27 protein-coding genes are annotated in these 24,621 nt (G+C 35.6%); 19 read left to right on the top strand and 8 right to left on the bottom strand.

The window, feature by feature from the left end:
* Positions 1-36 precede the first annotated feature (36 nt).
* The 6 genes from ACQKMV_RS06265 (at position 37) to ACQKMV_RS06240 (ending at position 5,347) form a co-directional block, all read left to right on the top strand.
* The gene (locus ACQKMV_RS06265) at positions 37-351 is read left to right on the top strand and encodes a DUF5713 family protein (RefSeq protein ID WP_427502927.1); all 315 of its coding nucleotides are present in this window, start codon (positions 37-39) and stop codon (positions 349-351) included.
* Positions 352-461: 110 nt separating this feature from the next.
* Positions 462-872 (top strand): hypothetical protein, encoded by a 411-nt coding sequence (locus ACQKMV_RS06260; protein ID WP_427502926.1) that lies wholly within the window; start codon positions 462-464, stop codon positions 870-872.
* A gap of 28 nt (positions 873-900) precedes the next feature.
* Complete coding sequence (locus tag ACQKMV_RS06255) at positions 901-1,677, top strand: hypothetical protein (RefSeq protein WP_427502925.1); 777 nt, start codon at positions 901-903, stop codon at positions 1,675-1,677.
* 393 nt (positions 1,678-2,070) lie between these two features.
* Positions 2,071-2,703: a TetR/AcrR family transcriptional regulator gene (locus ACQKMV_RS06250; RefSeq protein ID WP_427502924.1), complete on the top strand. Its 633-nt coding sequence runs from the start codon at positions 2,071-2,073 to the stop codon at positions 2,701-2,703.
* 35 nt (positions 2,704-2,738) lie between these two features.
* Positions 2,739-3,500, top strand: a complete 762-nt coding sequence (locus tag ACQKMV_RS06245) for an ABC transporter ATP-binding protein (protein WP_427502923.1) — start codon at positions 2,739-2,741, stop codon at positions 3,498-3,500.
* 59 nt (positions 3,501-3,559) lie between these two features.
* A complete protein-coding gene (locus tag ACQKMV_RS06240) occupies positions 3,560-5,347 on the top strand; it encodes a hypothetical protein (RefSeq protein WP_427502922.1) in 1,788 nt (595 codons plus the stop codon).
* A gap of 292 nt (positions 5,348-5,639) precedes the next feature.
* Here ACQKMV_RS06240 and ACQKMV_RS06235 read toward each other — a convergent pair whose 3' ends face one another.
* On the bottom strand, positions 5,640-6,344 hold the full coding sequence (locus tag ACQKMV_RS06235) for a DUF421 domain-containing protein (RefSeq protein ID WP_427502921.1): 705 nt from the start codon (positions 6,342-6,344) through the stop codon (positions 5,640-5,642).
* A 218-nt stretch (positions 6,345-6,562) separates the two neighbouring features.
* Here ACQKMV_RS06235 and ACQKMV_RS06230 point away from each other — a divergent pair, with 218 nt between their 5' ends.
* The 4 genes from ACQKMV_RS06230 (at position 6,563) to ACQKMV_RS06215 (ending at position 11,654) form a co-directional block, all read left to right on the top strand.
* Positions 6,563-6,889 carry an ArsR/SmtB family transcription factor gene (locus ACQKMV_RS06230; RefSeq protein ID WP_427502919.1) on the top strand — a complete coding sequence of 109 codons (327 nt, stop codon included), beginning with the start codon at positions 6,563-6,565 and terminating at the stop codon, positions 6,887-6,889.
* The gene (locus ACQKMV_RS06225; RefSeq protein ID WP_427502918.1) at positions 6,886-7,302 is read left to right on the top strand and encodes an SRPBCC family protein; all 417 of its coding nucleotides are present in this window, start codon (positions 6,886-6,888) and stop codon (positions 7,300-7,302) included. Before ACQKMV_RS06230 ends, ACQKMV_RS06225 begins: the two co-directional genes overlap by 4 nt.
* 243 nt (positions 7,303-7,545) lie before the next feature.
* The gene (locus ACQKMV_RS06220; protein ID WP_427502917.1) at positions 7,546-10,716 is read left to right on the top strand and encodes an ATP-binding cassette domain-containing protein; all 3,171 of its coding nucleotides are present in this window, start codon (positions 7,546-7,548) and stop codon (positions 10,714-10,716) included.
* A gap of 251 nt (positions 10,717-10,967) precedes the next feature.
* Positions 10,968-11,654, top strand: a complete 687-nt coding sequence (locus tag ACQKMV_RS06215) for a diphthine--ammonia ligase (RefSeq protein ID WP_427502916.1) — start codon at positions 10,968-10,970, stop codon at positions 11,652-11,654.
* Positions 11,655-12,046: 392 nt separating this feature from the next.
* Here the strand turns inward: ACQKMV_RS06215 and ACQKMV_RS06210 are convergent, their stop codons facing one another.
* The 4 genes from ACQKMV_RS06210 to ACQKMV_RS06195 form a co-directional block, all read right to left on the bottom strand.
* On the bottom strand, positions 12,047-12,151 hold the full coding sequence (locus ACQKMV_RS06210) for a YjcZ family sporulation protein (RefSeq protein ID WP_427502915.1): 105 nt from the start codon (positions 12,149-12,151) through the stop codon (positions 12,047-12,049).
* A 318-nt stretch (positions 12,152-12,469) separates the two neighbouring features.
* Positions 12,470-12,574 (bottom strand): YjcZ family sporulation protein, encoded by a 105-nt coding sequence (locus ACQKMV_RS06205; RefSeq protein ID WP_427502914.1) that lies wholly within the window; start codon positions 12,572-12,574, stop codon positions 12,470-12,472.
* A gap of 311 nt (positions 12,575-12,885) precedes the next feature.
* Complete coding sequence (locus ACQKMV_RS06200) at positions 12,886-13,002, bottom strand: YjcZ family sporulation protein (protein WP_427502913.1); 117 nt, start codon at positions 13,000-13,002, stop codon at positions 12,886-12,888.
* Between the two features lie 376 nt (positions 13,003-13,378).
* Entirely contained in the window at positions 13,379-13,990 is a 612-nt protein-coding gene (locus ACQKMV_RS06195) for a hypothetical protein (protein ID WP_427502912.1), read from the bottom strand.
* 157 nt (positions 13,991-14,147) lie between these two features.
* On the opposite strand from ACQKMV_RS06195, the gene ACQKMV_RS06190 reads away from it, so the two are divergent.
* Positions 14,148-14,318: a VOC family protein gene (locus ACQKMV_RS06190; protein WP_427502911.1), complete on the top strand. Its 171-nt coding sequence runs from the start codon at positions 14,148-14,150 to the stop codon at positions 14,316-14,318.
* A 98-nt stretch (positions 14,319-14,416) separates the two neighbouring features.
* Positions 14,417-14,599 carry a VOC family protein gene (locus ACQKMV_RS06185; RefSeq protein WP_427502910.1) on the top strand — a complete coding sequence of 61 codons (183 nt, stop codon included), beginning with the start codon at positions 14,417-14,419 and terminating at the stop codon, positions 14,597-14,599.
* Positions 14,600-14,623: 24 nt separating this feature from the next.
* Here ACQKMV_RS06185 and ACQKMV_RS06180 read toward each other — a convergent pair whose 3' ends face one another.
* Positions 14,624-15,370 (bottom strand): DUF3888 domain-containing protein, encoded by a 747-nt coding sequence (locus ACQKMV_RS06180; RefSeq protein WP_427502908.1) that lies wholly within the window; start codon positions 15,368-15,370, stop codon positions 14,624-14,626.
* A gap of 404 nt (positions 15,371-15,774) precedes the next feature.
* Here ACQKMV_RS06180 and ACQKMV_RS06175 point away from each other — a divergent pair, with 404 nt between their 5' ends.
* The 5 genes from ACQKMV_RS06175 (at position 15,775) to ACQKMV_RS06155 (ending at position 20,841) form a co-directional block, all read left to right on the top strand.
* Positions 15,775-16,458 carry a response regulator transcription factor gene (locus tag ACQKMV_RS06175; protein ID WP_427502906.1) on the top strand — a complete coding sequence of 228 codons (684 nt, stop codon included), beginning with the start codon at positions 15,775-15,777 and terminating at the stop codon, positions 16,456-16,458.
* 9 nt (positions 16,459-16,467) lie between these two features.
* Positions 16,468-17,604 carry a sensor histidine kinase gene (locus ACQKMV_RS06170; RefSeq protein ID WP_427502904.1) on the top strand — a complete coding sequence of 379 codons (1,137 nt, stop codon included), beginning with the start codon at positions 16,468-16,470 and terminating at the stop codon, positions 17,602-17,604.
* A 216-nt stretch (positions 17,605-17,820) separates the two neighbouring features.
* Positions 17,821-18,321 carry a hypothetical protein gene (locus tag ACQKMV_RS06165; protein ID WP_427502903.1) on the top strand — a complete coding sequence of 167 codons (501 nt, stop codon included), beginning with the start codon at positions 17,821-17,823 and terminating at the stop codon, positions 18,319-18,321.
* Between the two features lie 393 nt (positions 18,322-18,714).
* Positions 18,715-20,247: a thiol-activated cytolysin family protein gene (locus ACQKMV_RS06160; protein WP_427502902.1), complete on the top strand. Its 1,533-nt coding sequence runs from the start codon at positions 18,715-18,717 to the stop codon at positions 20,245-20,247.
* Between the two features lie 138 nt (positions 20,248-20,385).
* Complete coding sequence (locus ACQKMV_RS06155) at positions 20,386-20,841, top strand: hypothetical protein (RefSeq protein WP_427502901.1); 456 nt, start codon at positions 20,386-20,388, stop codon at positions 20,839-20,841.
* A 234-nt stretch (positions 20,842-21,075) separates the two neighbouring features.
* Here ACQKMV_RS06155 and ACQKMV_RS06150 read toward each other — a convergent pair whose 3' ends face one another.
* Both ACQKMV_RS06150 and ACQKMV_RS06145 read right to left on the bottom strand, forming a co-directional pair.
* Complete coding sequence (locus tag ACQKMV_RS06150; protein WP_427502900.1) at positions 21,076-21,669, bottom strand: hypothetical protein; 594 nt, start codon at positions 21,667-21,669, stop codon at positions 21,076-21,078.
* Positions 21,647-22,438 carry a hypothetical protein gene (locus tag ACQKMV_RS06145; RefSeq protein WP_427502899.1) on the bottom strand — a complete coding sequence of 264 codons (792 nt, stop codon included), beginning with the start codon at positions 22,436-22,438 and terminating at the stop codon, positions 21,647-21,649. The genes ACQKMV_RS06150 and ACQKMV_RS06145 overlap by 23 nt, the downstream gene beginning before the upstream one ends.
* 349 nt (positions 22,439-22,787) lie before the next feature.
* Between ACQKMV_RS06145 and ACQKMV_RS06140 the strand changes: the two genes are divergently transcribed.
* Both ACQKMV_RS06140 and ACQKMV_RS06135 read left to right on the top strand, forming a co-directional pair.
* On the top strand, positions 22,788-23,561 hold the full coding sequence (locus ACQKMV_RS06140; protein WP_427502898.1) for a prolipoprotein diacylglyceryl transferase: 774 nt from the start codon (positions 22,788-22,790) through the stop codon (positions 23,559-23,561).
* 374 nt (positions 23,562-23,935) lie between these two features.
* Positions 23,936-24,280 carry a hypothetical protein gene (locus tag ACQKMV_RS06135; protein ID WP_427502897.1) on the top strand — a complete coding sequence of 115 codons (345 nt, stop codon included), beginning with the start codon at positions 23,936-23,938 and terminating at the stop codon, positions 24,278-24,280.
* The last annotated feature ends 341 nt before the right edge of the window (positions 24,281-24,621 follow it).

Genomic DNA, 24,621 nt, shown 5'->3' with positions numbered 1-24,621 from the left:
TATCGAAGAATAATAGATTTATTGGGGGAATATAAGATGAAAGAAATCAATTTTTTAAAGGGGATGTATCAAGATAGTTATTATCCTAAATTTTTAGTTGATAAAATTAAAGATCTATTGGAGCAAATTGTCCAATATTTAGAGCAAGGTCCTCATTCATTAGAAGATATACAAGTAAAATTTGATGAAATTACATGTGCGATTAATGATTTAGAAGATGAGTTCTTAGAACATGACAGTGAAATTGAAACGATTGCACGAGATTGTATTGCATTAACTGTTATTGATATATTGGATGTATACAACGTAAAGCTTGATATTGAAGACGCATTAAGAGAACGTGAATGGTAATGAGTTATGTTTAAAATAACTATTACAATGCTAGCCAATACTCTAAATTATAAAGGCTTTCAAAGAGGGTTTTTTATTCATTAGAAACTAAAGATAAAGGGGAATGGCCGATGCAAGATATTCGACCTACGACACGCTGGCGTAATGCTAAAAGAAAAGAAGAGGAAGAATTTACTGCTGGATTGATTGAGAAAGATGACTGTATTTACGCGGAATTGTTTCCAGATAGTTTTATTCATCAGACGGAAATGGTGCTAGAGCAGTATGCAACATCCATTGCGAAACTGCCAAATCACTCAGATAGCTATCCTGCCATTATGAAATCTATTGAAACGGCGGTGCTTGCCCTAAATGAGATTAATGAGGTAGGTGGAGGCGGATTGATTGAAACTGGCGAACGAGAGGAGCTTTGTGACTATTTTGATCAAGTGCTGATTCAATGTGGAATTGATATTGATGACCTTACTAAAAGTCAGAATCTTGGACGTTATGAGTTAACAGATGATTGGCGTGAGTGGTAATTAGAGGGAGGTGTTCGTTTTACTTGAATTGACGAGTGCAGTATGGGGAAATCTTACAGGACCATATGGCTCTGGAGAGAATGTGCCAGCGTTGTTACAGCGATTGAAGCAAGCATACGACCAAGAAACAGTTGACGCGCTTTTTGAAAACTATTTGTTTCATCAAAATACCATTTATACAGTTACATATGCTGCTGTTCCTTATTTGATGCAGATAGCTTGTTCAACGAACTATCCCGAAGTGCGACATCATTTGTTTATTATCTGCGGTATTATTGAGGCGAATCGTGGTGATAGCGGTTTTCCGACAGCTTTAAAGATACTTGATGAACATATCGGAGCAGATATTTACAATAGCTATATTGAGGCAATACGTGAGATGGCGTTATTAGGAAAAGATGTGCGTTCCTATGCAACTACTTTGGATGATAATGTGGAAAAGCGTTATGTTCTCGCCTCCGATGCAACTTATCGAGGAGCGTACAAACTGGCGAATATGCTAATGACGTTTGTGACAGGGGATGAGTATATTGCTATATGTCCACATTGCAAGGAAGAAGTATATTTGTGGGAAGGAGCTACACAGGCATTTGTGCAAGACCCTGTTTTCTACAAGAAACAAGAGGCTCACAAAGTTGTACCTGCCTCGAGATTTTCAGATATAGAGCAAATAGTGTTAGCGGAACAAGCGGCAGTGATTGGTGAACACGATCTTGTACATGATTTACCGTATTTAGCTGGTGAGGTGAACTGTCCTTCTTGTAGTGTAAATATACAAATTTGGTCCGCACTACTTGAGCAGTAATGGACATTTTGAAAATTGAAATGTCAAGAAGAAATGAACTCTATTTATATCTCAATACAGTCTCAACAGTGGCGTTGCTCCATTTCGTAACATTCCATTTAACCCGCCAACTACGAAAACTACTTGTATTTGCTTTGGAAATGAAGCGAAACATACAGTTTGGTTTGCTCAAGCATACTAATAAAGTAGTAGAATGAAGTTGTAACAGTAATTTCAAAAGAAATACAAGGCTATAAAAAAAGAAAAGAAGTATCTACTTTCATGTCTTTAAAAGTGAAAGTAGATACTTCTTTTTCAAGTTTAAAATGATAAAATATTCTCCCACTCTTTATAAATCCAGAAATAACCAAAAAAATGATTGAATTTTTTGAACGGTCATGCTAATTTTAAAATATGAATATAAATAATAATACGAACAATCAAAAAAAACTTACTTTTATTGAAGCAGCTAGGCAAACGCAAATTGTAGAATGCTCAATCGAGACAATTGCTAGTTTGGGATTTGCACAAGCATCCTTAGCGCAAATTGCTAAACGTGCTGGTATTAGTACAGGAGTGATATCCTACCACTTCAAAAACAAAGAAACGTTGATTCGGCATGTCATTGAAAAGGTCTATACTTCCGGTGATTCTTATATGCGCCCGCTTATACAATCTGCCACTAGCGCAAGGAATATGCTAAGTGTATACCTCGAAAGCAATATTGCTTTTATGTCTACACATAAGACTTATATGCTAGCTCTATTAGAAATTTGGTCTGGAATTCGGCCTGAGGAAGGAAAGGAGTCGTTTGTTTATAATCTTCAAGAGGCAGCTATTTACGACTTAGAGCAGATTTTGCAATTTGGACAAAAGAACGGAGAATTTCGAACATTTTCTACCAGAGTTATGGCTATAACAATTAGACAGGCGATCGATGCATTGCCTCCGCAAATTATGATGAATCCCGAACTGAATCTGGATTCTTATGCAAAAGAATTAATCACTTTGTTTCAATTGGCCACCGATAAGAGCGTTACTTTGTGAGCATAATCAGAAGGCAATTTAAGGAGGGAAATATTATGAAAGACTCGGAATCGGCCCTTCAACTGCTCGGGTTGAGCAAACAATTTGGAGACCACACCGTAGTTAACAGTGTCAACCTGACTGTGCCTTGTGGTTCATTTTTCGGTTTGGTAGGCCCGAACGGTGCAGGCAAAACGACTCTATTATCAATGGCAATAGGTTTGCTACGCCCAGACAGTGGGGCGTCGAGAATATTTGGAGTTGATGTTTGGTCAAATCCATTACAAGCAAAGACGTTAGTCGGGATTCTGCCGGATGGTATGTCATTGCCAGAAAGGTTAACCGGTCGAGAACTTTTGACTTACATGGGATTACTGCGTGGACTTGATACGAAGACTGTTGCACAGCGTACAGAAGATCTGCTTGATATCTTGGAATTCCGTGATGATGAGCGAACGCTTGTTATAAACTATTCCACAGGAATGAGAAAGAAGATTGGTCTTGCCACGGCCCTTCTACATTCCCCAAAGCTTCTTGTGCTTGACGAGCCGTTCGAAGCCGTTGATCCGATCTCTGCGTCAACAATCAGAACCATCTTGCAGCGTTTTGTTACCAATGGCGGATCTGTAATCTTATCCAGCCATGTCATGCCGTTGGTCGAGCAGCTATGTGATCATGTTGCTGTTATTGCGAAGGGAAGTGTGGCGGCTACTGGTCCATTGGATCTAGTGCGTAATGGTAAAAGTCTGGAAGAGTCTTTTATTAGCTTAGTTGGACACCGCCCTGAAGAAGGAAAGAAACTATCATGGTTAATGTAATGGTTCGAATGAAGCTGTCCTTGCTTCGCCACTCGATGAGCGGAGGTCGAGCGGCTCTCATGATTATAGGTGGAGTCATCGGTCTATTGCTGGCAGTTAGTACGATTCTCCTTGGTGTACTATATAGTAATGATATAGCAGCTGATCTTATCTGTATCGTTTTTGGCTTTTGGATGATTGGTTGGATCATAGGACCTATGTTAGTTGGCGGAGAAGGGGCGTTGAAAACAGAATACTTCACCTTGTTACCTATCGTTCAACGAAGATTGGCTGTAGGGTTGCTTGGCGCTTCGTTCATTAGTATCGGACCAATCGTTAGTTTAGTCGCGTGTTTCTCTCTCATCATTTATGCAACAAGATTGGGATTCTGGGCTGTTATCGTTGCTGTACCTGCGATGTTGTTGCAATTGGTCATCTTCATGCTGATGTCCAAGGTAGTGCTGGGAGCGATTGGGGAGACATCGAAATCCCGGTTAGGTTTGGAATTTGGGGCGTTGATTATTGGAGCCGTTATTGCTTTTCTTAACGTTGGTTGGTATTTACTTCCTGCAGTTAACCTGTTCGTAGAGAAACCTTCACCAGCAATTTCCTTAGCGGTTCGAATATTACCATCAGGGTGGGCGATAGTTGCGATCGAAGCCGTAAATCGATCCCATTATTTTTTAGCTGTTGGTGTTCTCTGTGGATTGGCTTTATTGTGTGGATTACTATTCATTGCATGGGTAAGATTGCTGTCAGTGAGCACAACGAATGAGGCTCGTTTTAATCGATATAGCAGGAATAAATCATTGTTCCTTACTTGTGCTAGCATGCTAACGCCGAAAACTTCAAAAGTTGGGGTAGTAGTTCTTAAGGAACTTAACACTTGGGTGCGTGACCCACAGCGAGGACGTTTGTTGCGTATGGGGCTGTGGACGGGGTTATTCTATGGCTTATTCGTATCGTTTGGAGGTGTTACATTATTAATGCCCTGGACCGGCGTAGTCCTCGTAATGTTCTGTTGCATATTTTCAAACAATCTTTATGGGTTTGACGGTGGTGCATTGTGGATGTCTATTACTACACCGGGTTCAGAACGAGTCGATGTGCGGGGACGGCAAATTGCATGGTTATTGCTTGTAGCACCCGCATCGATCGTAATTTCTCTCATATTCCTTTATTTTAGCAAGTTGGACTGGGCGTGGGCATGGGTTTTGGCTTTACTTCCATCTCTATTGGGTGGAGGGGCAGGACTATTCATGTTCCTCTCAGTTTACAAAGTTGTACCTGTGACAGACCCACACAGACGCGGACGCGGAACCATTGTCTCTGGTGATGACATGAATGCAGGAAAATTATTTTTAACCAATTTACTTTTGTTGGCATTGCTGTTTATTGCTTCGATTCCTACCTTAGTCATATTGATCTTAGGGATGTTGTTACATCAAAATTGGCTAAAATGGACCGGTTTACCTGTGGGGTTGTGTACCGGGCTTCTCATCGCTTGGGGTTTCGGACGATTAGCATACCGTCGTTTGGAAACTCGTGGTCCAGATATTTTTTCTTTTATGCAGTGCGGTGGAATAGTTCAATCCGTGGATAACAAAGTAGCTGAAACAGAGGAGACCTTATCTAATCTATCTGCAGGAAAGTCCGTTTTGGTAGGACTACTTGTTACGATAGGAATTATCTTCACGTTGCCACAGGGGATTGTGCCCATTATTCTAAAGCTTTTAGACATAAAAGTACGAAGTTGGTTTATTGCACTTTATCTCCAAGAGAACGTCCAATTACCTGTATGCATCTTCTTCATTCTAGCGGGTGTGAGTGCCTTGATGATAACTAGAATCATAATTCGGAAACGATGAAAAAGAGAAAGAAGAGACAAAATATACTTCTTGTAGAATACCATTGTTCGCCCAGCTTGCGCATGAACTATAGGGTGCAAGTCCCAACCCCGAAGACAGAAATAGAGGCTAGCCAAGAGTAAGGGTGTCCGTGGCGACGCAGAATCGAAGGGGGAATTAATAGGGATATCAGTTCGAATTGAATTAGTACCTCGTGTCTTAGAAAACAACCAGAAATTGTTAAAAGCACGAGATGACGATGAGAAACAATCAATTGACCTGAATGGGATTGTATCAGCAATTGAAGTAGAAATCATTTATACAGGAAAACTTGTAGGTTATCATGTTGGTCGATTGTTGCTAAAAGGACATCTCTAATCTCTCCATTATATATTGAGGTGATTTGATTTTTTAGCCAATCCTCAGTAAATTTTGTTTTACTTAATTGACGGTAATCAATTTTCCCTTCTTTAATGAGGACAGAAGGGAGAGAAAAAGGTTCAGGTACTATCTTTAGATCTGCCCGTGTTGGTGTTTGGTGTTGCGGGTATAAAAAACTTGAAATAGTTCCGTCTGGTTCCCATAATACTAGAGCAATTTTTTGAACATCTTCTATCTTTTCTTTTCTTAACTCTGATAAAAGATAATCAACAGTGATCCTTGCTTTTCGCAAATTTGCGGAAATAATCTGCCCGTTTTTAATAAGTGGAATCGGAGGAGGGTCTAAAAAATTTTGGAACAAAGACCATTTTAGTGTGAACAATACACCGACAGTATATAAAATAACTAAAACCGACATAGTAATCATGGAACCCTTCATTCCTAATCGTTCATCAGACAAGGGATGGGCAATGATATTACCTAGAGATATTGCCATTGCAAAATCGAGTAATCGTAATTGAGAAATAGAGCGCTGTCCAAGAATTTTTGTCGCAAAGAGTAAAAAGAAAAAAGCAACAATCGCTCTTAGAATCCATTGAATTCCTGTAAGTGATTCTTGTCCATGAAAGAAGTCCACGATGACACGTCCTTTCTCTCTTTATTTTTTCTTATTCTCTCCTTTAACACTATTTTTATGTATTTGTTCCCAATGAATTGCCTCGGTCACTCTTCGTTTTATCCCTTAAGAGAATAAAACGAATGCCAATATCTCAAAGTAAAATTTGACTGGACACTAATTGGTGTCATATAATTAAGACACCAATCAGTGTCCAATTAATAAGGGGGAGGTCGATTTTGAGCGACAAGACTCAAGAGCGTGATGTTTATGCTGCTATAGCAGACCCTACAAGACGTCAATTAATACGCTTATTGGCAGATGCGAAAGAATTACCTCTTCACGAATTAACGTCTCAATTTCAAATGGGTCGTACAGCAGTTTCTAAGCATTTGGCTATCCTTAAAGATGCTGATCTCGTAATTGCTCGAAGGGTTGGTAGAGAAACGAGGTATCGGTTTAATGCTGGTCCTTTGAAGGAAATTCAAGATTGGGTATCGTATTACGAAGGATTTTGGAAAGAAAGAATGGCTATATTAAATCTTTTATTGGAGGAAGAAAAATGACAGCAGATGTATCTTTAGATTATCAATTTACAAGTTCAATCGAGAAAGTTTGGAACGCATTAACGGATTCAGACACTCTTGAAAAATGGATATGGAAAAATGACTTTAAACCAGTTGTTGGACATAAATTCCAATTCCGAGCTGAGCCAAATGAATGGTGGGATGGGATTGTCAATTGCGAGGTGCTCAAAGTGGAAGAGCCTCATACATTATCTTACACTTGGGCAAGTGCTGGAGAAACTACTACTGTGACATGGACGTTGACAGAAGGTTTAGATGGAACTACACATTTACATTTTGATCAAAGTGGATTCAGTGAAGCAACAAAAGCACGCCAAGGAGCAATCGAAGGAGCTAAATACGCTTGGATTAACAATGGTAATCAGCTTGAAAAAGTGTTAGCAGAACTGTAAAAATATGATTTCTTCATCATGATACCTGCTTATCAAGATCAGAAGTAGGATCAAAAAGGAAATGAATAAAATAAACTGTTCTTCAACAATTGGACGCTTTCGGAACACGGAAGCGTCATTTTTTTAACTTCTTTCAGCAAAGGCTGAAAGAAGTTAAAGCCTCCGGCGGATGTCATAAACACAGCAAATACAGTTGAAGTTATGCTAACATGACATTACTAGATGAAATGGAGAGAATATCCGATGAAAATAAATCAATTAATTGCTAACAATATAAATCGTTTAGATGTCGACTTACCGGAAGATCAATCTTTAGGAATTGCTGGTTTGTCCGGATCTGGTAAAACTACATTTTGTCAAACAATTGGTGAAGAATCCAAGAAGCGTCTCGTTTCTTTATTACCAAAAGCTGAATATCAGTATTTATTTCCTAATATTATGGAGACGAATTTCAGTGCCATCAAAATGGAAGAAATGCCTTTAGTCCTTTTTCTCGGAAAATCATCAATTTCTACCAATCCACGTTCAACAGTTGGTACTCATACTGGCGTTTTTAAAGAGATTCGTGAAAAGCTTGCAGAAAAGTTTGATCTTTCGCCAGAGGTTTTTTCCTTTAATAATGCATTAGGTTGGTGTCCTGCTTGTAAAGGACGTGGAACGACCAAAAATGTCGAATGTAAAAAGTGTGAGGGCAAGCGTTATAATTCGGAAGTCGAGCAATATAATCTTGAATTAAACAATCAACCTCACAGTATTTCCGATATCAACAATTTAAGCATTGAAGCGATTTATTCCCTGTCAGAGGAATTAAATATTAGTGAAGAGAGACAACATATTCTTGAAAATATTATCAATATGAATATTGGTTACTTAACAATAAATCGAATCATGGGTACTTTATCTGGCGGGGAATTAACACGACTTTACTTAGCAGAATTTATGGCAGCTAGTGAAGATACAGTGATAATTATTGATGAAATCTCTGTTGGCCTTGATCACCAAACCTTGTTGAAAATTTTAGAACAGATTAAACAATTGGGCTTGAAAAATCAAATCTGGCTTATCGATCATTCTGATACGGTGCTAGATACAGCGGATGAGCAATTGTTCTTTGGGCCAGGTAGTGGGAAATACGGCGGAAAAATTGTCGAAGAATCACCGCGTCCAAAACCTGTTTATGGGGAACTAAATCAGTCAATACCAACAGAATACTACAAATTTCATGATCTTTACTGTCGTAATATTGAAATGGCTGAAATTCAGATTCCTAAAAATAGACTTGTAACCGTTACGGGTGAATCCGGCTGTGGAAAATCGACCCTAGTCAATGAGTGTATCTCCAAGGATTTCCTAAAACGATATCCAAAAGATAAACTGGTTATGGTAGGACAAGACCGAAACCAATCGATTACTAGCCGTTCAACGGTTGCAACGTTTCTTGATATCAAAAAGAAAATGACGAAATACAGTTACGACATTGATGATATTTTCCAACGCTCAATTGAGGACATTATTGAGGAGCTTCCAAATGAAGACATCGCTCATAAACGCTTAAGTTTACTAATTAAGCTGGGGCTCGGTTATTTAACGTTGGAAAGAAAAACACAATCCTTGTCGACAGGTGAGTTTCAATGTGTCCATTTAGTTTCTGAGCTGTTTTCAAACTCAAGAAACCCCTATACACTGTTTATTTTTGACGAGCCTTCAAAAGGTTTATCACAAAATATTTTGAACCAATTCATTGATAGTGTCAGGGCCATTCTGCAAGATGAATCTGTTTCTATTGTGATGATTGAACATAATGCCTATATGATGGAAAGCTCTGATTTTATCGTTGATTTTGGTAAAAGACAGCAGGAACCTGTTCGACATCTTGATGTTGTCAGTCATGATGTTTATTTTAGTCAACATAATAGTACAAATAGTGTTGCTCCATTGCATATATCTTCAACACTAGCTTCAAAAAACGGCATCCATTACTTAGAAGACAATCATATTAGCTATTTTAAAAATGCCGAAAACATTTATAAAGGCGGTATCTTAAAAAGCTTATCATCCATGGCCCGTTTGATTTATGGGGAGTATGAATCCGCAACAATTGCACCGGTCGTCGCCATTGATCTTGAAAGACATTTGTATAGTCAATATAGCTTTTTATATGAAATTGGTGGCCTGATCAACCATATTGTGGCTGCCCATCCGACCAATAAAGATACAAGAAGCTTCGACTTCTTTAGTCAAGATAATCATTGCCCAAGCTGTTCTGGCCGCTTAGAAATTGAAAAATTTGATTTTGATATAGTCATTCAAGACAAAACAGTGCCATTCTGGGATGGTTTATTACATCCAGACGTGATGGAAGTATTAAAATATTATCAATATCAGAAATTGCAATTCCTGTTTGATGAAATCAAGAATGAACTTGGACAAGATATTAGTAAAAGCTATAACGAGATGACAGAAGCAGAAAAGTATACATTTTTATATGGTTATTGGGAAAAGTCATTTTATGATAAAGCAAGTAAATCCTCAAAAAAATGGGAAGGTTTTAATTTTATCCTTGGACGATATATAGTTATCTCGAAATCAATTATTAAAGAGCAAATGAAAGAATCAAAAGAGATGATTGCCTGTCCAATCTGTCAAGGAGCCGTACTAAACCATAAGAAAAAACTAACATTTGGGGACACTGATATTCGCGATATTATTCACCAGCCTATCGACCAGGTCATAAAAACAATAGGGAACTTACCAGAGCTTGAAAAACTAAAAGCAATAGTTGGTGGCGATATGACTCTTACAGAAGATGTCTCCTTACTTCCTAGGGAAACACAAGTATCGTTGAAAATGCTTGAAATAGAACTAGCAAGCTTTGCCGATTATGAAATAGTACTACAAAATGTTTTACCATTCTGGAATAGCATTAAAAATAATATCGAATCCATAAGCAGCAAAAATCAAATAACAATCTGTGATTTTGCCAATATTTGCGAAATGAGAGAAACCATTATTGATAAGTATTTCACTAATGGAAAATATAAAAAACTAACATACGTCTATGAAGCATTTGGCTACAAAAAAATCGTTACACAAATTAATAAAATTAAAGCAAGTCATAAATGTCCATTCTGTGGTGGGAAGAAAGTCATTTCAGAAGACAACCTCCATGATGGCGTCTTTAAATTGTCGGTACCATGTGTTAGTTGCTATACAAGTGGCATCAATGATGAAGGATTTAAGGAAATCGTCGATGGCATAGACGTGCAAACATGGCTTACCGGCAAAGTAAGTGATGTTGTGGCTGAAAGCTTATTAACGGAGGCTGTTGCAGATATTCCGATTTTCAACCGCATTCGTGAGTTAAATAAACGAGATATGATGGCTATTTACCAATGCCTTGAGCACAATAATTGAATCAAGCCATATGGTTCATACGCGTAGAGTGGCGACTCCTACAAGAGGAGCTTAGGAGAAGATTGAAGCCAAGCCAGAGGAAAGCGTCCACTCGAAGTGAATATCAACTATTTTTTATTAAAATACATTCATTTATATATTCTTTTGTCGACAAGCTAAACTCGTGTGCAATAATAAAATTGTACATGAGTTTTTATGTTATTCTGAGGAGGAACTTAAAAAAGTCATTAGAATAAAGGGGAAAGATATGAATGACCGAATTAATAGATTGGAAAACCAGTGCTCGAGGGCATAAATTTATAGCTTCTTTTAGCGGAGGAAAGGATAGTGTTTTAGCTCTATATAAAGCAATGCAGATTGGAAGGGCGATTGGACTAATCGTAATGTTAGAGGAAGAAGGGAAACGTTCCAGATCCCACGGAATGCCTCCAGAACTCATATGTGCTCAAGCTAAATCTATAGGTTTACCTGTTTATACTGCTGCTTCCAGCTGGACAGAGTACGAAAAAACATTTATGCACCTTTTAGAAGATGCTAAAAATCAAGGTGCAGAAGTGTTAGTAACAGGAGATTTATATATGCCTGAACATGGCTGCTGGCATGACAAAGTTACGAAGAATGCTGGATTAAAGCTAGGCATGCCTTTATGGGAAATGAATCATCTAGAAGCTGTCGAAGAGTTCATAAACTTAGGATTTGTAACGATCCTCGTAACTGTTAATTTAACATTAGGAATGCGAGAGGACGATTTAGGGCGAACGTTAACCCATGAATACGTAAAGGAGCTTGAAGCTCGCGGAATTGACCCTTGCGGAGAAGGTGGAGAGTTTCATACAACCGTATTAGATGGGCCAATTTTTAAACATCCTATTCCAGTTCGTAAATGTGAAGTTATTAAGAATGGCGAGTATGCTTTTCTGCCTTTGGAGCTAGATTAGATTAGAAAGGGATACCTTTTAAAGTAGGGGAGGCGGAGAGTTAAAGTTATTTCATTTTAAAATACAATTATAAGATCTTACTACATTTTATTGTGGTAAAGCTCTTTAAAGTTGTTTAATCTATAATACGGAAGAATCTAGCACTTTCTTATCCATATAACATTCGCCTTTAAGCGATAAAAATACTATTTCCCCATCAGCTGGATACTTCATTAATTACATAAAACACGAATATTATAGTTGCCTACTATCCCGTCAATTGAATGTATAATAAATAAATGGAGAATATTGAAAGGGTCACCGGAGGATTGTGACCCTTAATTAGATTTGGAGGGTGAAGGATAAGATTATTTTATCCTAATAATTATGAGCATTGGAGGAGGTATTGGGTATTAATAAGCTCGCATGAAGCTAGTGCCGACAATAATCAGTAGAATGAATAGAACAACGATTAGCGCAAATGCTGAACCTGTGCCGCTACCATAATATTCAGACATAGTAAATTCCCTCCTCTCTATAGTTTATAATATGTATAGTTATCAATAAGATTTGCGATATTTATCTTAGGATACCTTAGAAAATGTTTTAATAATAAAAGTAACTATACGCTATCAAGAACATCATATTAGGTGCTAACTAAAGTCATATCCAAAAGGGGCATGGCTTTTTATTTTGTTCGAAAGGTAGAGTATGACATTGAATGAGGAAAATATAAAAGGGTCACCGGAGGATTGTGACCCTAAATTTAGATTTGGAGGGTGAAGAATAAGTTTGTATTATCCTAAAATTATGAGCATTAGTGGCGGGATTGGGTATTAATAAGCTGTCATGAAACTAGCACCAACAATAATCAGTAGAATGAATAGAACAACAATTAACGCAAATGCTGAACCTGTGCCGTTACCATAATATCCTGACATAGTAAATTCCCTCCTCTCTATAATTTATAATATGTATAGTTGTCAAAAAGAATTGCGATATTTATCTTAGGATATCTTTTTTTAAAAATAAAAATATCTATACGCTAACAAGAACAATATGTTAGGTGTTAACGAAATACATATCTAAAAGGGGCGTGGCTTTTTATTCTGTTCGAAAGGTTGTGTATGACATTGAATAAGGAAAATATAAATAGGGCCACCGGAGGACAGTGACCCTTAGTATAGATTTGAAGGGAAAGGATAAGTATATTTTATCCTAATAATTATGGGATAGAAGGCGGGATTGGGTATTAATAAAATCCTATGAAGCTAGTGCCAACAATAATCAATAGAATGAATAGAACAACGATTAGCGCAAATGCTGAACCTGTGCCAGAGCCACCGCGATTACCGCAATATTCAGACATTTTAATTCCCCTCCTTTCTATATTCTATAGTATGAATAGTTGTTAAAAGGGATTGCGATATTTAACTACTCATTAAATAAAAATTAAAAAAGTTCAAGAGATTAAAAAGCGACCCAAAATATTGTAATGAAAGGCAAAATAAGCTTTATATATATTTATCACTATTTTAATTTGTCTAGACAATCATATATATTTCATTGAGTAGTCACTATGTGAGGGTAATGTATATTACACACAAATAAACACAGTATTTTGATTCAAGATTACTCTAAACTCATGATATCGCTGCATATAAAATGCCAACGTTTTGAAAAAATTTGATCAAAACGTTGGCATTCCTTTAAATACAATAACTATTTTTTATAAAAAAGACCTACTAATTTGGTTTAATGTATTCTCCTGTTGAAGCATTAAAGCCCGCAGCTTCCATTTTTGTCTGGTCACTATTCCAACCTATCACTAATAGTAGGTTAACATTTTTCTCTGTATCTTTTCGAAGCATAAAATTAAAACCTTTAGCCCAATCTTTACCAGGATAAATACTGCCCATTTTCAGTGCTTTTTTAAGCAATTCTGGTGAATCATACTGAATATCTTTCATTTGTATAAACTCTTTTTTAGGATAAGGAGAAGAGTCATCCCCCGTTAAATCACTTGTATGATCTACTTTTCCTTCGTGAATGGTAACTAAGAAATACTTATTAGTGTCTGGTACTCCAAATGAAATATTCCAGTTTTTTCTTTTACCGTTACTTCCAATTGACTTCCCAGGCTTATCTAAATCTATATTGATCGCCTGTAATAATTGAACATCTTTATTCCATTTCAAAGCAAGTGGATATGCTAATTCAATCGCTTGCTTTATTGATAATTCTCGATGTTTATTGATTTCAAATGTATCTTCTAATTGTAGGGAATAGGCAGATACTATCTCAACAAAACCAACCGGAGCTAACAAAAGTAAGACAATAAAAACGATTTGTTTCATTTTTTCAAGCCCTTTTTAGATATATTGTTTCCGAACCATGTTCAATTATTCTGCGTCGTTCAATAAGCATAATTCGTCGAGCAATTATTTCAATGACATAAAGTGGTATATTGGATTTTATCGAATACTATTAACGAACCTATTATATTAATCAGGAGTGAGGAAATTGGAAGTTACTCAAGTACAAAAGTCGTTATTCAGTAGGATTGGGTATCTCTATTTACCAGCTAATAATATTGATGAGACAATTGAATGGTACCAAAATAAGCTCGGCTTTAAGCTTAAACACCAAAGTTTCAGGATGATATTGGTTATGTTGCAGTACTAACACCGCCAGAGGGATAAGCGGTCTTACTCCTTGTAGAAACAGGGGATAATACAACAGCAGATTTTTTACGCGATGGTCGCCTATATTAAACTTTTACTTTGAATTGTCCAGACCTTGAATATACACATAAATCATTAAAAAATAATGGTGTAGAGGTTACCGAAATTGTTATGCGTGGGGAAAATGCAAAGTACTTTGTTTTGACCGACCCATCAGGGAATCATATTGAGGCTGCTTGGTCTATATGGGAAAAGAAAATTTTGCGAAAAAATGAAGCCTAGCTGATTCAGTAGGCTTCATTTTTTTCATAGATACCATGGCAATTTATAATCCATTTTCTTACCTTGTTTACTAATTTTATCTGTCACTATCCAATTACCATCTTTCTTTTGTACCTGATAACTTACATTTGTCCCATCAGACTGTTTAAAGAGTATATAACCTGTATTGCCTTTTATAAAGGTTACAGGGTCTATAACATTTTTGTAGGGTATCTTTCGCTCAGGATACAAAACGTTGATTACTATTTCATCGACAAATTTAAAAAGGGGTTTAAATTCATTATTTATTTCTGCTTCGTATTGCAATTGATTATATGTGTAAGAATTGTAAGACGCTAAGTTCAGCTTAAACGTCTGTTTTATATCAGAAAGTGTTGCACGATAGAATGCATTTAAATTCTTTTCTTCTTGATCTCCCACATGTTTAAAACTCATTGTTTTAACCCCATTTGGTCTTACCTCAAAAGTCATTGTTTCTGCACCAAAAGGAGGATCATGTGCATGTTCAAATGTTGTGACTTGAACTTCGATAATAAAACTAAACTGACTATTATGTTCTCTGATGATACTCAGGATCTTAGCATCATATAAACCATATTGCTTATGATAGCCATAATAATTAATAATTTCCTTATCTATAGATGGGGAAAGAATTGTAATCAATGTATCATACATAAGTTTATAATCAACTTTTTCACTTTGGGCATTCATCTTAGTAGGGATAATCAAAATAGTTACTGTAGCCATTAAAATAAAAGTTAATTTTTTCATGGAGTATTAAGCCTCACTAAAATATGTTTATAAATAACATGTGTTAATAAGAGAAAATTATCTATAGTTTTTTAAGAAATTGAAGTAAAACGATCATGAGAAAAATACTAATGCCCATTAAATTAATGCTTTTAATCTTCCCAACAGTATCCTTGGGTGTAAAACCTGATGGCTCAATAATGACCAAATACAGAAATATTGTTGAAAACTACTGAGAAAGACAAAAATGAACTTGTTAAAGCCTTGAATAAAGATGGGACAAGATTTATACATAGAATATAGTTTGATACCATTTTCCTCAAATCTTGCTACTTTAACAGATTTAAATTATTATCTGATAATAATCGCTTAACATAGATTTAACTTACGCCTATATAAACTATTGAAAATGAGGTGATTACGATATGAGAATTCTTGTAGTTGAAGATGAGTTGGATTTACAGGAAGCTATTGCTGAGGGACTTAGAATAGTAGGGTATGCAGTTGATGTCTGTAGTAATGGAGAAGATGCTTATGAAATGGCGTACGTTGAAAATTATGACTTAATAATACTTGACTTAAACCTTCCGAAAATGGATGGATTAAAGGTTTTAGAAAAATTAAGAGAAGAAAAAGAGGAATTAAAAGTTTTAATCCTTAGTGCAAGAAGCAGTGTAAGTGACAAAGTTAAAGGTTTAGATATTGGTGCCAATGATTATTTAACCAAATCATTTGACTTTGCAGAATTGGAAGCAAGAATAAGAAATTTACTAAGGCGAAAATTTGTACAGGAAAATAATCTTTTAGCTTGTGGTGATGTAAAAATAGATTTGTCAAAGCGTATTGCATTTGTAGATGAAAATGAATTAATCCTAACAAAAAAGGAATTTGTTTTACTGGAATACTTACTGTTGAATCAAGAGCGAGTTGTCAGTCAAGAAGAATTGATTGATCACATTTGGGATGTTAATGCCGATAGCTTTAGTGGAGCTATACGAGTTCACATAGCAACATTACGAAAAAAGCTAAAGGCTCTTTTAGACTATGATCCCATACGTACAAAGATTGGTGAGGGCTATCATATTACTAAAAGTGATGGTGACGCATGATGTTTAAAAATGTCAATTCGACAACGCCTTACTGCAATGATGATAATTTTATTAACAATTTGTTGTATAGGGCTTACATTAATTTTAAATTTTTCTGCTGGTATAATGGCCACAAAAATTGATGCAGCCACTACTTCACCTGCACAAGAGATTGGTCAAGATAGCCATGTTATAGACAATTTCCAAACGCCATCAAATGTCATGATGCTTACACCATCTGAAGATGCACAAAAAGCAAGAACGGATTTTCGGTTTGAAAGTGTTATTTATATGGTTTTAATCATTGTCTGTGGTGGCGTATTGACATACTATGTATCGGGCAAAGCGTTAAAACCACTTGATTCTCTAAATAGTCAAATTAAGAATAGAACTGTGCATAATCTATCGGAAACGATGGACATTCCACCAACTGATGATGAAATAGCTGAGCTAACGAGGTCATTTAATGAAATGACGGATAAGCTAAACAATGCTTTTATGATGCAAAGCCGCTTTTCCGCAAATGCAGCCCATGAACTCAGAACGCCACTTGCGGTTTTAAAAACAAAGGTTGATGTATTTAAAATGAAAAACGCACATTCAATAGAAGAATATGAAGCACTCATTAACATTTTTGAAAAGCAAACACAGCGATTATCCGAGCTTGTATATACACTTTTAGATATGACAAATATGAATGAAGAATTTGAGAATCAACCCGTTGGCCTGAAGGATGTTTTAAAAGATATTGTCTCCGATCTTTCTCATATTGCTGATGAAAAAGAAGTTAAACTATATTTGGATTGCGATGATAGTGTTGTTTACGGAAATACAGATTTACTTTATCGAGCGCTTTATAACATGATTGAAAATGGTATTAAATACAATATTGACGGTGGCAAGGTAATGATTAAAGTTAAATCGGATAAAAAGCAGATAATAATAGAAATTATAGACACGGGAATTGGTATCCTGGATGAGGAAAAAAAGTATATATTTGAACCGTTTTACCGAGTGGATAAATCACGCTCTCGTGAATTGGGTGGCTCGGGCTTGGGCCTTTCCATTGTGCAAAGTATCTTAACAAAGCACAACGGAAACATCATAGTTAAGGATAATGAAGACAGCGGTACTTGTTTCCAAATTACACTTGGTAAAATAAAATAAGAAAATTAGAAAGGCTTTAAATGGCAGTTGTAACTGTTTATTTAAAGCCTTTTTTATGATAAATATTCCTCTTAACACGGATTTAACATGGATTGTTATATATTGGGGACATCAAATAGAAAGGATGCAGGTAGTAACCAGATATTATTGTAGTATTATGGCAGGCACCTATCCATCGTGTGGTAGAGGCTAAAAACATTATAGGAGGAAATTAATATGAAGAAAAAATTAACAATTACGACATTAGTGCTAGCGATTTCTGTTGTTGCAGGATCTGCATATGCTGCGAGCAACAACGACAAGTTGGAACCTACAAAAGCTAATGAAACAGTCAACTTAGAGGAAATGGCTAAAGAAAAAGGCATCACGGTAGACAAACTGATTGCTCAGCTTGAAAAGGAAGGAAAACTGACAAAAGCTAGTGAAACAACTTTGGCTACAAAATCTAGTGAATCAGTCAACTTAGAAGAAATGGCTAAAGAAAAAGGCATCACGGTAGACGAACTGATTGCTCAGCTTGAAAAAGAAGGAAAACTGACAAAAGCTAGTGAAACAACTTTGGCTACAAATTCTAGTGAACCAGTCAACTTAGAAGAAATGGCTAAAGAAAAAGGCATCACGGTAGACGAACTGATTGCTCAGCTTGAAAAAGAAGGAAAGCTTACGAAAGCTGGAATCGTTACAGATTCCATGTCAGCAGAAAAAAGCAATAAGTAACATATAGAATGCTTTGTTATTCGTGAGAAAAGAAATGATTAGATACATGTTATCGTAGTGGATTTGAGAAGAAAACGTCCGCTGTGCGGATAACGAAAGCTATGGTATTTGTTGCAAAACCACCTTGGGAAAAATCAAATAAGAAAATATAAAAGGCTTTGAATGGCGGTTATTACCGTTTATTCAAAGCCTTTTCACTGCGGATTATTGAATCATTCTTTCATTAATTAGATGGTATCACAGCACGATTTCGACTTTAGTAAAATAATAATGATAAATACATGTCATATTCGCAATTCGTTTACTATTCACCAAGTCAAACACAATACAAAACTACTATTTTTTTACAAAATACTTTTATGGTATAATGTCCCTAAAAAAGGAGTGGTTTATTTGGGAAATCGAAATTATTTTAAAGTAATAAAATTTCTAGTTTGTTTATCTGTTTGTTTATGCATCATAAATTATCCGATTATTTCCTTTGCTGAGACATTTGAAACCAATTTAACTAGCGAAAAAAGCAATTCTAATGATATTGATACTGGTATAGCAAACTTGAACTACAATAACAACGAAGTATTAGCAGTGAAAGGGGATAAGATTGATAGTTTTGTTCCAAGAGAAGGTATAAACTCCAATGATAAATTTATAGTGGTTGAACGGAACAAAAAATCACTTACTACTTCACCAGTGGATATTTCAATTATCGATTCAATGGCGAATCGTGCCTATCCAGGAGCATTACAACTTGCAAATCAAGCTTTTGTGGACAATCAACCTAGTTTATTGACGGCTAAAAGAAAACCGCTAAATATAAGCATAGATTTACCTGGCATGAAAAGAGAAAATACAACGACCGTGAATAATCCTACATATGGTAATGTATCTGGTGCAGTAGATGAGCTAGTATCTACTTGGAGTGAAAAATATTCAACAACCCATACTTTACCCGCAAGACTACAATATTCAGAAGCAATGGTTTATAGCAAATCTCAAATAGCAAGCGCTCTGAATGTTAACGCCCAAGTTCTTGACAATTCACTGGGAATTGACTTTAATGCGATTGCTAATGGAGAGAAAAAAGTGATGGTTGCGGCATATAAACAAATATTTTATACCGTAAGTGCGGAACTACCTAACAATCCATCAGACCTGTTTGATGATAGTGTTCATTTTGAAGAGTTAACCCGTAAAGGGGTAAGTAATGATGCGCCTCCTGTTATGGTGTCAAATGTAGCTTATGGCAGAACAATTTATGTGAAATTGGAAACAAGTTCTAAGAGCAAGGATGTACAAGCTGCATTTAAGGCCTTACTGAAGGATGCCAATACTAATGTAGAAACTAGTGGACAGTACAAAGATATATTTGAAGAAAGTTCCTTTACTGCTGTAGTATTAGGCGGGGATTCACAAAAGCATAATCAGGTTGTCTCAAAAGACTTTAATGATATTAGAAAAATAATTCAAGATAATGCAGAATTTAGTCTTAAAAATCCAGCATACCCACTTTCATATACAAGTGTTTTCTTAAAGGATAATTCAATTGCTGCTGTTCATAACAATACAGATTATATCGAGACGACAGCTACAGAATATTCTAAAGGCAAAATCATCCTTGATCATTATGGTGCATATGTTGCTCAATTTGAAGTAGCCTGGGATGAATTTTCATATGATGAAAATGGAAAAGAAGTACTATCCCATAAAACTTGGGATGGAAGCTGGAAAGACAAAACGGCTCATTTCACTACAGTAATACCACTTCCGCCTAATTCAAAAAATATAAGAATTTATGCAAGAGAATGTACAGGTCTTGCATGGGATTGGTGGAGAACAATTATTGATGAATACAATGTTCCACTATCTAATGAAATAAAAGTTTCAATTGGAGGAACTACATTATATCCAACAGGTAATATTAATTAATTAGGTATAAACTTCCATCCTGAAAAAACAAACGGCTGAGACTCTTGTTACACAAGAACTTCAGCCGTTTTTATTTTAGATGAAAATTGTTTTGTAACTTAGAATAAACAATTCCGTCAAATATTAGGGGGGATGTGCATGAGGAAATATTTTTTATATTTAGTAGCTCTTTTTGGACTTACCATAATGGGGTGTTCAAATACTAATGGATTGTCAGGAGGAGAGCCGCCTAAGGTCTATATAGACATTGATAATAAAAAATTTGAAACTACACTCGGTACTTATTGTTGGCAAAATACATGCGTAGATACTGCTGGACCAGTTGAACGATTAGCAGGTAAAAAGCCTATAAAAGTTAAATCTGGTGAAAATATAACTTTAATTATGGATTACGAACCAAAACCAAGTGAATTTCATCTTGTACAAATAAGTAATAACAAGGAAACCGAAGTCATGGTTAATGACAATAGTTTTACCGCACCTACACAACGTGGCGTTTATTATTATTCTTATGGCATATGGTGGAAGGATGAAAAGGAAGCGAATTTATCTCATGGTGACGCTTTCTATGCCTTCGTTTTAGAAGTAGATTAGTTATTCCATAACAAATTGGCTGAGTATAGTGTGCTATAGGTTTGCCAGTGGAGTAAATCAGAAAACGTAAAAATTAGCGAAGATACTATTGAGATAACAAAAGCTAAAGGTGAAGTTCTAAAAGTCAATAGAGGTTTGTTCCCTTATAGTTCATTTAGAGTGCGAAAATCGCCATTATCGCACTCTACCTTTGATTTAATAATTTTCATATTAATAAATGTTGAAGGTATATTTTTAAAATATCGGTAAATTTTCTAATTCTGCGAAAATTTTAGAGCTAATATCATCAGGTGAAGTAATTGATAATAACGGAATATCAATCGATACAGCACTTTGCATTCCCCAGTAACGGTTCTTCGCTTTTTCTAAGGTTGTGCTTGTCCATACGCCATTAATATTAGTAATTTCAAAAAATTTATCTACTCTAAATGGATCCCAAAAAACCCAGTGATCAGAAATCGTCGGAATTTTGTTCCATTCCGAAAAATCGAATTGATACCTAGTTAATGAAATAGTAGGATAGTTGTTTTCTCCTTCGAGGTCAACCTCAATACCATAAATAAATCCATCTTTCAAATTTTGAATATGTATTAGAGGGACATCTTTTTCTACTTGATATAATTTAATAAAATTGTTTGTTAACCATCCGTCATAATCCGAATCTGATTTCCAACGTAAGAATTTTGGAGTAAGTGGAATAAACCCTTCTTTCTCTGCAATCCTGTCTAATTCAGAAAATAATAAATTTAAATTTTTATAGGTTTCTTTTAATACATAAATAGAATTCGAAATATTTTGTCCCACATTAGTCAGTTGTGTTGTATTCATAAACTTGTTCCTCCTTAATTGTTTTAGTTGGCCATATCCAAATGTTATTGCTTATTGAATCTTCATGCTTAAAAGAATAGGCTGATCTCATAATCGGCTGATTAAATATGTTTGAATTAAAGCCTTTAAAGCAAGTAAATCCTTTTTTTGATAATAAAGCTTGTAAATCGTTGAGTATCAGCTGCTGTCCTGTTTCAATTTGATCAACATCCAGATTTATTAACGATTCGTGAATATCCTGCCAACACATAAATCCAAGTTCAATTGAAGGTGAAATAATAGATCTATTCAAAATGTTTTTCCTTACTGTATTCATCATCTCGTATGGAGCAAGAAACAGTAAATACGAGTCTCGGTCTTTTGATTGTTTTTCAATCATTCTTGAATAACGGGCCAATTGATTTATACTTTCTGTGTAATCTAGCTCAATTCCATCATCTTGATCCTCGGATGAAAGGCCGCTCAAATATTTAACTTCTATACCAATAACCGCTTCGTCATTAATAAGCAAAACATCAATTTCTCCCTCTTCCTCACGATGCCAGAACTCTATTTGAGTTGCATGTCCTTTTTCTTTCTCTATAAATTTCAGCCAATTTTCACTAACTTGTTTTTGATTAAATTGCGCTGTTGAAAAAACATGCTTCAAACCGAGTTCAAAAGGCAGATATCGAATGGTCCCAAAGAAATCACCTGTAAGCTTATCTTCAAGACGATCTGATAAATTGCTACCAGTCTGTGAAATTTTATTATAGATTTCGGCTAACAAATTCATCACTCCATTCTACTATTTTTAGTTTACAATAAGTAAATAGGAAAATATATCCTTAGTGAGGTGTAAAGTATTTTATTTAATAATTAGATGTGGAGTTGTATTCAATTATAATAAGATAGTTTTCTGTGAAATAAATGATAGTTAGGGAGGGGAAGATGTCTGGAGTTTATTGATTTCCTAAAAAATAGGCATTTACTAATTAATGGTGCAAAAAAGTTGAAAGACAACTCAGTTTCTCAATATAATAACAGACTTATCCAGCTGAAAAAATTTACTTTATGGTTATAATTCGTGTATGAAAATCACCAGCAACTAAACTAGATTAAGTTTAAGGAGGAAGAGTATGTATAATGAACTTCTCAAAATAGGACCGATAACGATATATGGATATGGATTAATGATTGCACTGGGCATATTACTTGCATACCAACTCATTGATTATCGTGCTAAGAATCGTCAGTTAGAATTATCACATGTTTTTTCTTTGACAGTGTGGGGATTGATAGGTGGTTTTACTGGCGCAAAGCTTCTGTATTGGATCACTCAATTCCCAAATATCATCAATAATCCTAGCATTTTTTGGAACATTGGTGAAGGATTTGTTGTTTACGGTGGAATTATTGGCGGCATTTTGGCCGGTTTCATTTATTGTAAACTACATAATATTAATTTTTTGCAACAACTTGATCTTTTTGTCCCCTCAATTGCACTAGCTCAAGGATTTGGAAGAATTGGTTGTCTACTTGCTGGCTGCTGCTATGGAGAAGAAACACATAGTCCATTTGGAATTACTTTTCATAACTCAGAAATTGCACCGAATGATATTAAATTAATACCTACACAAATTATGGAGAGTGTGTTTAGTTTTATACTATGTATACTTTTGCTTTTATTAGCGAGAAAGACGAAAAAACCTGGACTAGTTTCTTGTGTATATTTGCTTCTTTATAGTGCAGGAAGATTTGTAATTGAGTTTTACAGAGGTGATGTAATTCGAGGACAAGTAGGAATATTTTCAACGTCGCAATTTATTGCATTACTTATCGTCATTATGACTAGCCTAGTATTAGTTTTTTCACAATACCATAAGAGTAAATATACTGGTAAAAATGCATAGTAGAATAAGTACTATTTGACTTGGCTAAAATATTACGCTTCTGTCCATTATGGACTAGAAGCTTTTTTATTGCTTTGAAAATAATCATCATGGGATAAGGCAAATAGCTGTTTTAAATCTGTTAATGACATACAGACAGGGAATTAATCATCGGTCTTTGGTGATTCAATCACGTGCGTAAAATCATTAGCAAGTTAGTGATCTTTAAGACAATATTTGGCGAACGATTATAAGACAAGAAAGTCCAGACAAACATGTTAAATTTTTTATATAAACCCAAAAGAAATAGTAGTTAATGGATAAGATCAATCTCAGTTGGATAAAATATTTGTGAACTAAAAAAGTTCAAATTTCAAGGATTGGGAGGACTAAATATGTCATCTGAAATGGGAGAAACACATCGTACTGGTCGAGACATTAATGACGAAATAGTACATTTTGGTGGGCAAGCTGAGAGTGTTTTTAGTTCATTGGCTGAACCAGCTCGACTTTCAATACAAAAGAAAGCAGACGAATTAGCTGCTCAGTATCTTGAAAGTAATCCTAATCCAGACTATTATGATTGTGTTGAAATTGTAGCAGAGGGTGTTTTGACAGCAGGGAAAGATATAAAGACTAGCAGTGGTTCTTGGGGAGAATCAGTAGATGCAGCACTTGAGGCTGGTGTTGGAATTCCAGCAGCAAAAATAGCTTGTAAAAGAATAACGATGTTGTCTTAACATTAATTGTTGAAAAAGCGTAGGCGTAAAAAGCTTATGCTTTTTGATATTTATTGAATTCTTTTATCCTCTCCTCAATTGTAATTTTTTTCAATACACTAGAGTAACTACCATTAATCGATTTGCAGGACACCGCAGCGTTGGATACGCTCATGCTCAGATCAGAGAAGCTTCTGACTATCTTTAAGGTGCCGAAAAAAAATGATTTATATTATGATAACAGTAGCGCCCCCTGAACAGAGGTGGGCGCTATTTGACGCTTACAGTATTCTTTCTTTCCTATAATATTGTGCGGCTTTCCTCGGATGAATCCTCATCATTTGGTATAATAAAGTATAGAC

The sequence above is a fragment of the Lysinibacillus sp. NPDC094403 genome (genome assembly GCF_050278745.1).
Lineage (GTDB): Bacteria > Bacillota > Bacilli > Bacillales_A > Planococcaceae > Lysinibacillus.
The sequence above is the reverse complement of the archived record's forward strand: the minus strand, read 5'-3'. Positions and strand labels throughout refer to the sequence as shown.

Coding starts and splice junctions, on each gene's coding strand:
- ACQKMV_RS06155 (WP_427502901.1), top strand. CDS start 20,386: ATGAGGAAATATTTTTTATATTTAGTAGCTCTTTTTGGACTTACCATA.
- ACQKMV_RS06225 (WP_427502918.1), top strand. CDS start 6,886: ATGACAGCAGATGTATCTTTAGATTATCAATTTACAAGTTCAATCGAG.
- ACQKMV_RS06135 (WP_427502897.1), top strand. CDS start 23,936: ATGTCATCTGAAATGGGAGAAACACATCGTACTGGTCGAGACATTAAT.
- ACQKMV_RS06250 (WP_427502924.1), top strand. CDS start 2,071: ATGAATATAAATAATAATACGAACAATCAAAAAAAACTTACTTTTATT.
- ACQKMV_RS06200 (WP_427502913.1), bottom strand. CDS start 13,002: ATGTCTGAATATTGCGGTAATCGCGGTGGCTCTGGCACAGGTTCAGCA.
- ACQKMV_RS06260 (WP_427502926.1), top strand. CDS start 462: ATGCAAGATATTCGACCTACGACACGCTGGCGTAATGCTAAAAGAAAA.
- ACQKMV_RS06265 (WP_427502927.1), top strand. CDS start 37: ATGAAAGAAATCAATTTTTTAAAGGGGATGTATCAAGATAGTTATTAT.
- ACQKMV_RS06140 (WP_427502898.1), top strand. CDS start 22,788: ATGTATAATGAACTTCTCAAAATAGGACCGATAACGATATATGGATAT.
- ACQKMV_RS06150 (WP_427502900.1), bottom strand. CDS start 21,669: ATGAATACAACACAACTGACTAATGTGGGACAAAATATTTCGAATTCT.
- ACQKMV_RS06175 (WP_427502906.1), top strand. CDS start 15,775: ATGAGAATTCTTGTAGTTGAAGATGAGTTGGATTTACAGGAAGCTATT.
- ACQKMV_RS06205 (WP_427502914.1), bottom strand. CDS start 12,574: ATGTCAGGATATTATGGTAACGGCACAGGTTCAGCATTTGCGTTAATT.
- ACQKMV_RS06210 (WP_427502915.1), bottom strand. CDS start 12,151: ATGTCTGAATATTATGGTAGCGGCACAGGTTCAGCATTTGCGCTAATC.
- ACQKMV_RS06220 (WP_427502917.1), top strand. CDS start 7,546: ATGAAAATAAATCAATTAATTGCTAACAATATAAATCGTTTAGATGTC.
- ACQKMV_RS06195 (WP_427502912.1), bottom strand. CDS start 13,990: ATGAAACAAATCGTTTTTATTGTCTTACTTTTGTTAGCTCCGGTTGGT.
- ACQKMV_RS06215 (WP_427502916.1), top strand. CDS start 10,968: ATGACCGAATTAATAGATTGGAAAACCAGTGCTCGAGGGCATAAATTT.
- ACQKMV_RS06170 (WP_427502904.1), top strand. CDS start 16,468: ATGTCAATTCGACAACGCCTTACTGCAATGATGATAATTTTATTAACA.
- ACQKMV_RS06165 (WP_427502903.1), top strand. CDS start 17,821: ATGAAGAAAAAATTAACAATTACGACATTAGTGCTAGCGATTTCTGTT.
- ACQKMV_RS06245 (WP_427502923.1), top strand. CDS start 2,739: ATGAAAGACTCGGAATCGGCCCTTCAACTGCTCGGGTTGAGCAAACAA.
- ACQKMV_RS06180 (WP_427502908.1), bottom strand. CDS start 15,370: ATGAAAAAATTAACTTTTATTTTAATGGCTACAGTAACTATTTTGATT.
- ACQKMV_RS06240 (WP_427502922.1), top strand. CDS start 3,560: ATGATTATAGGTGGAGTCATCGGTCTATTGCTGGCAGTTAGTACGATT.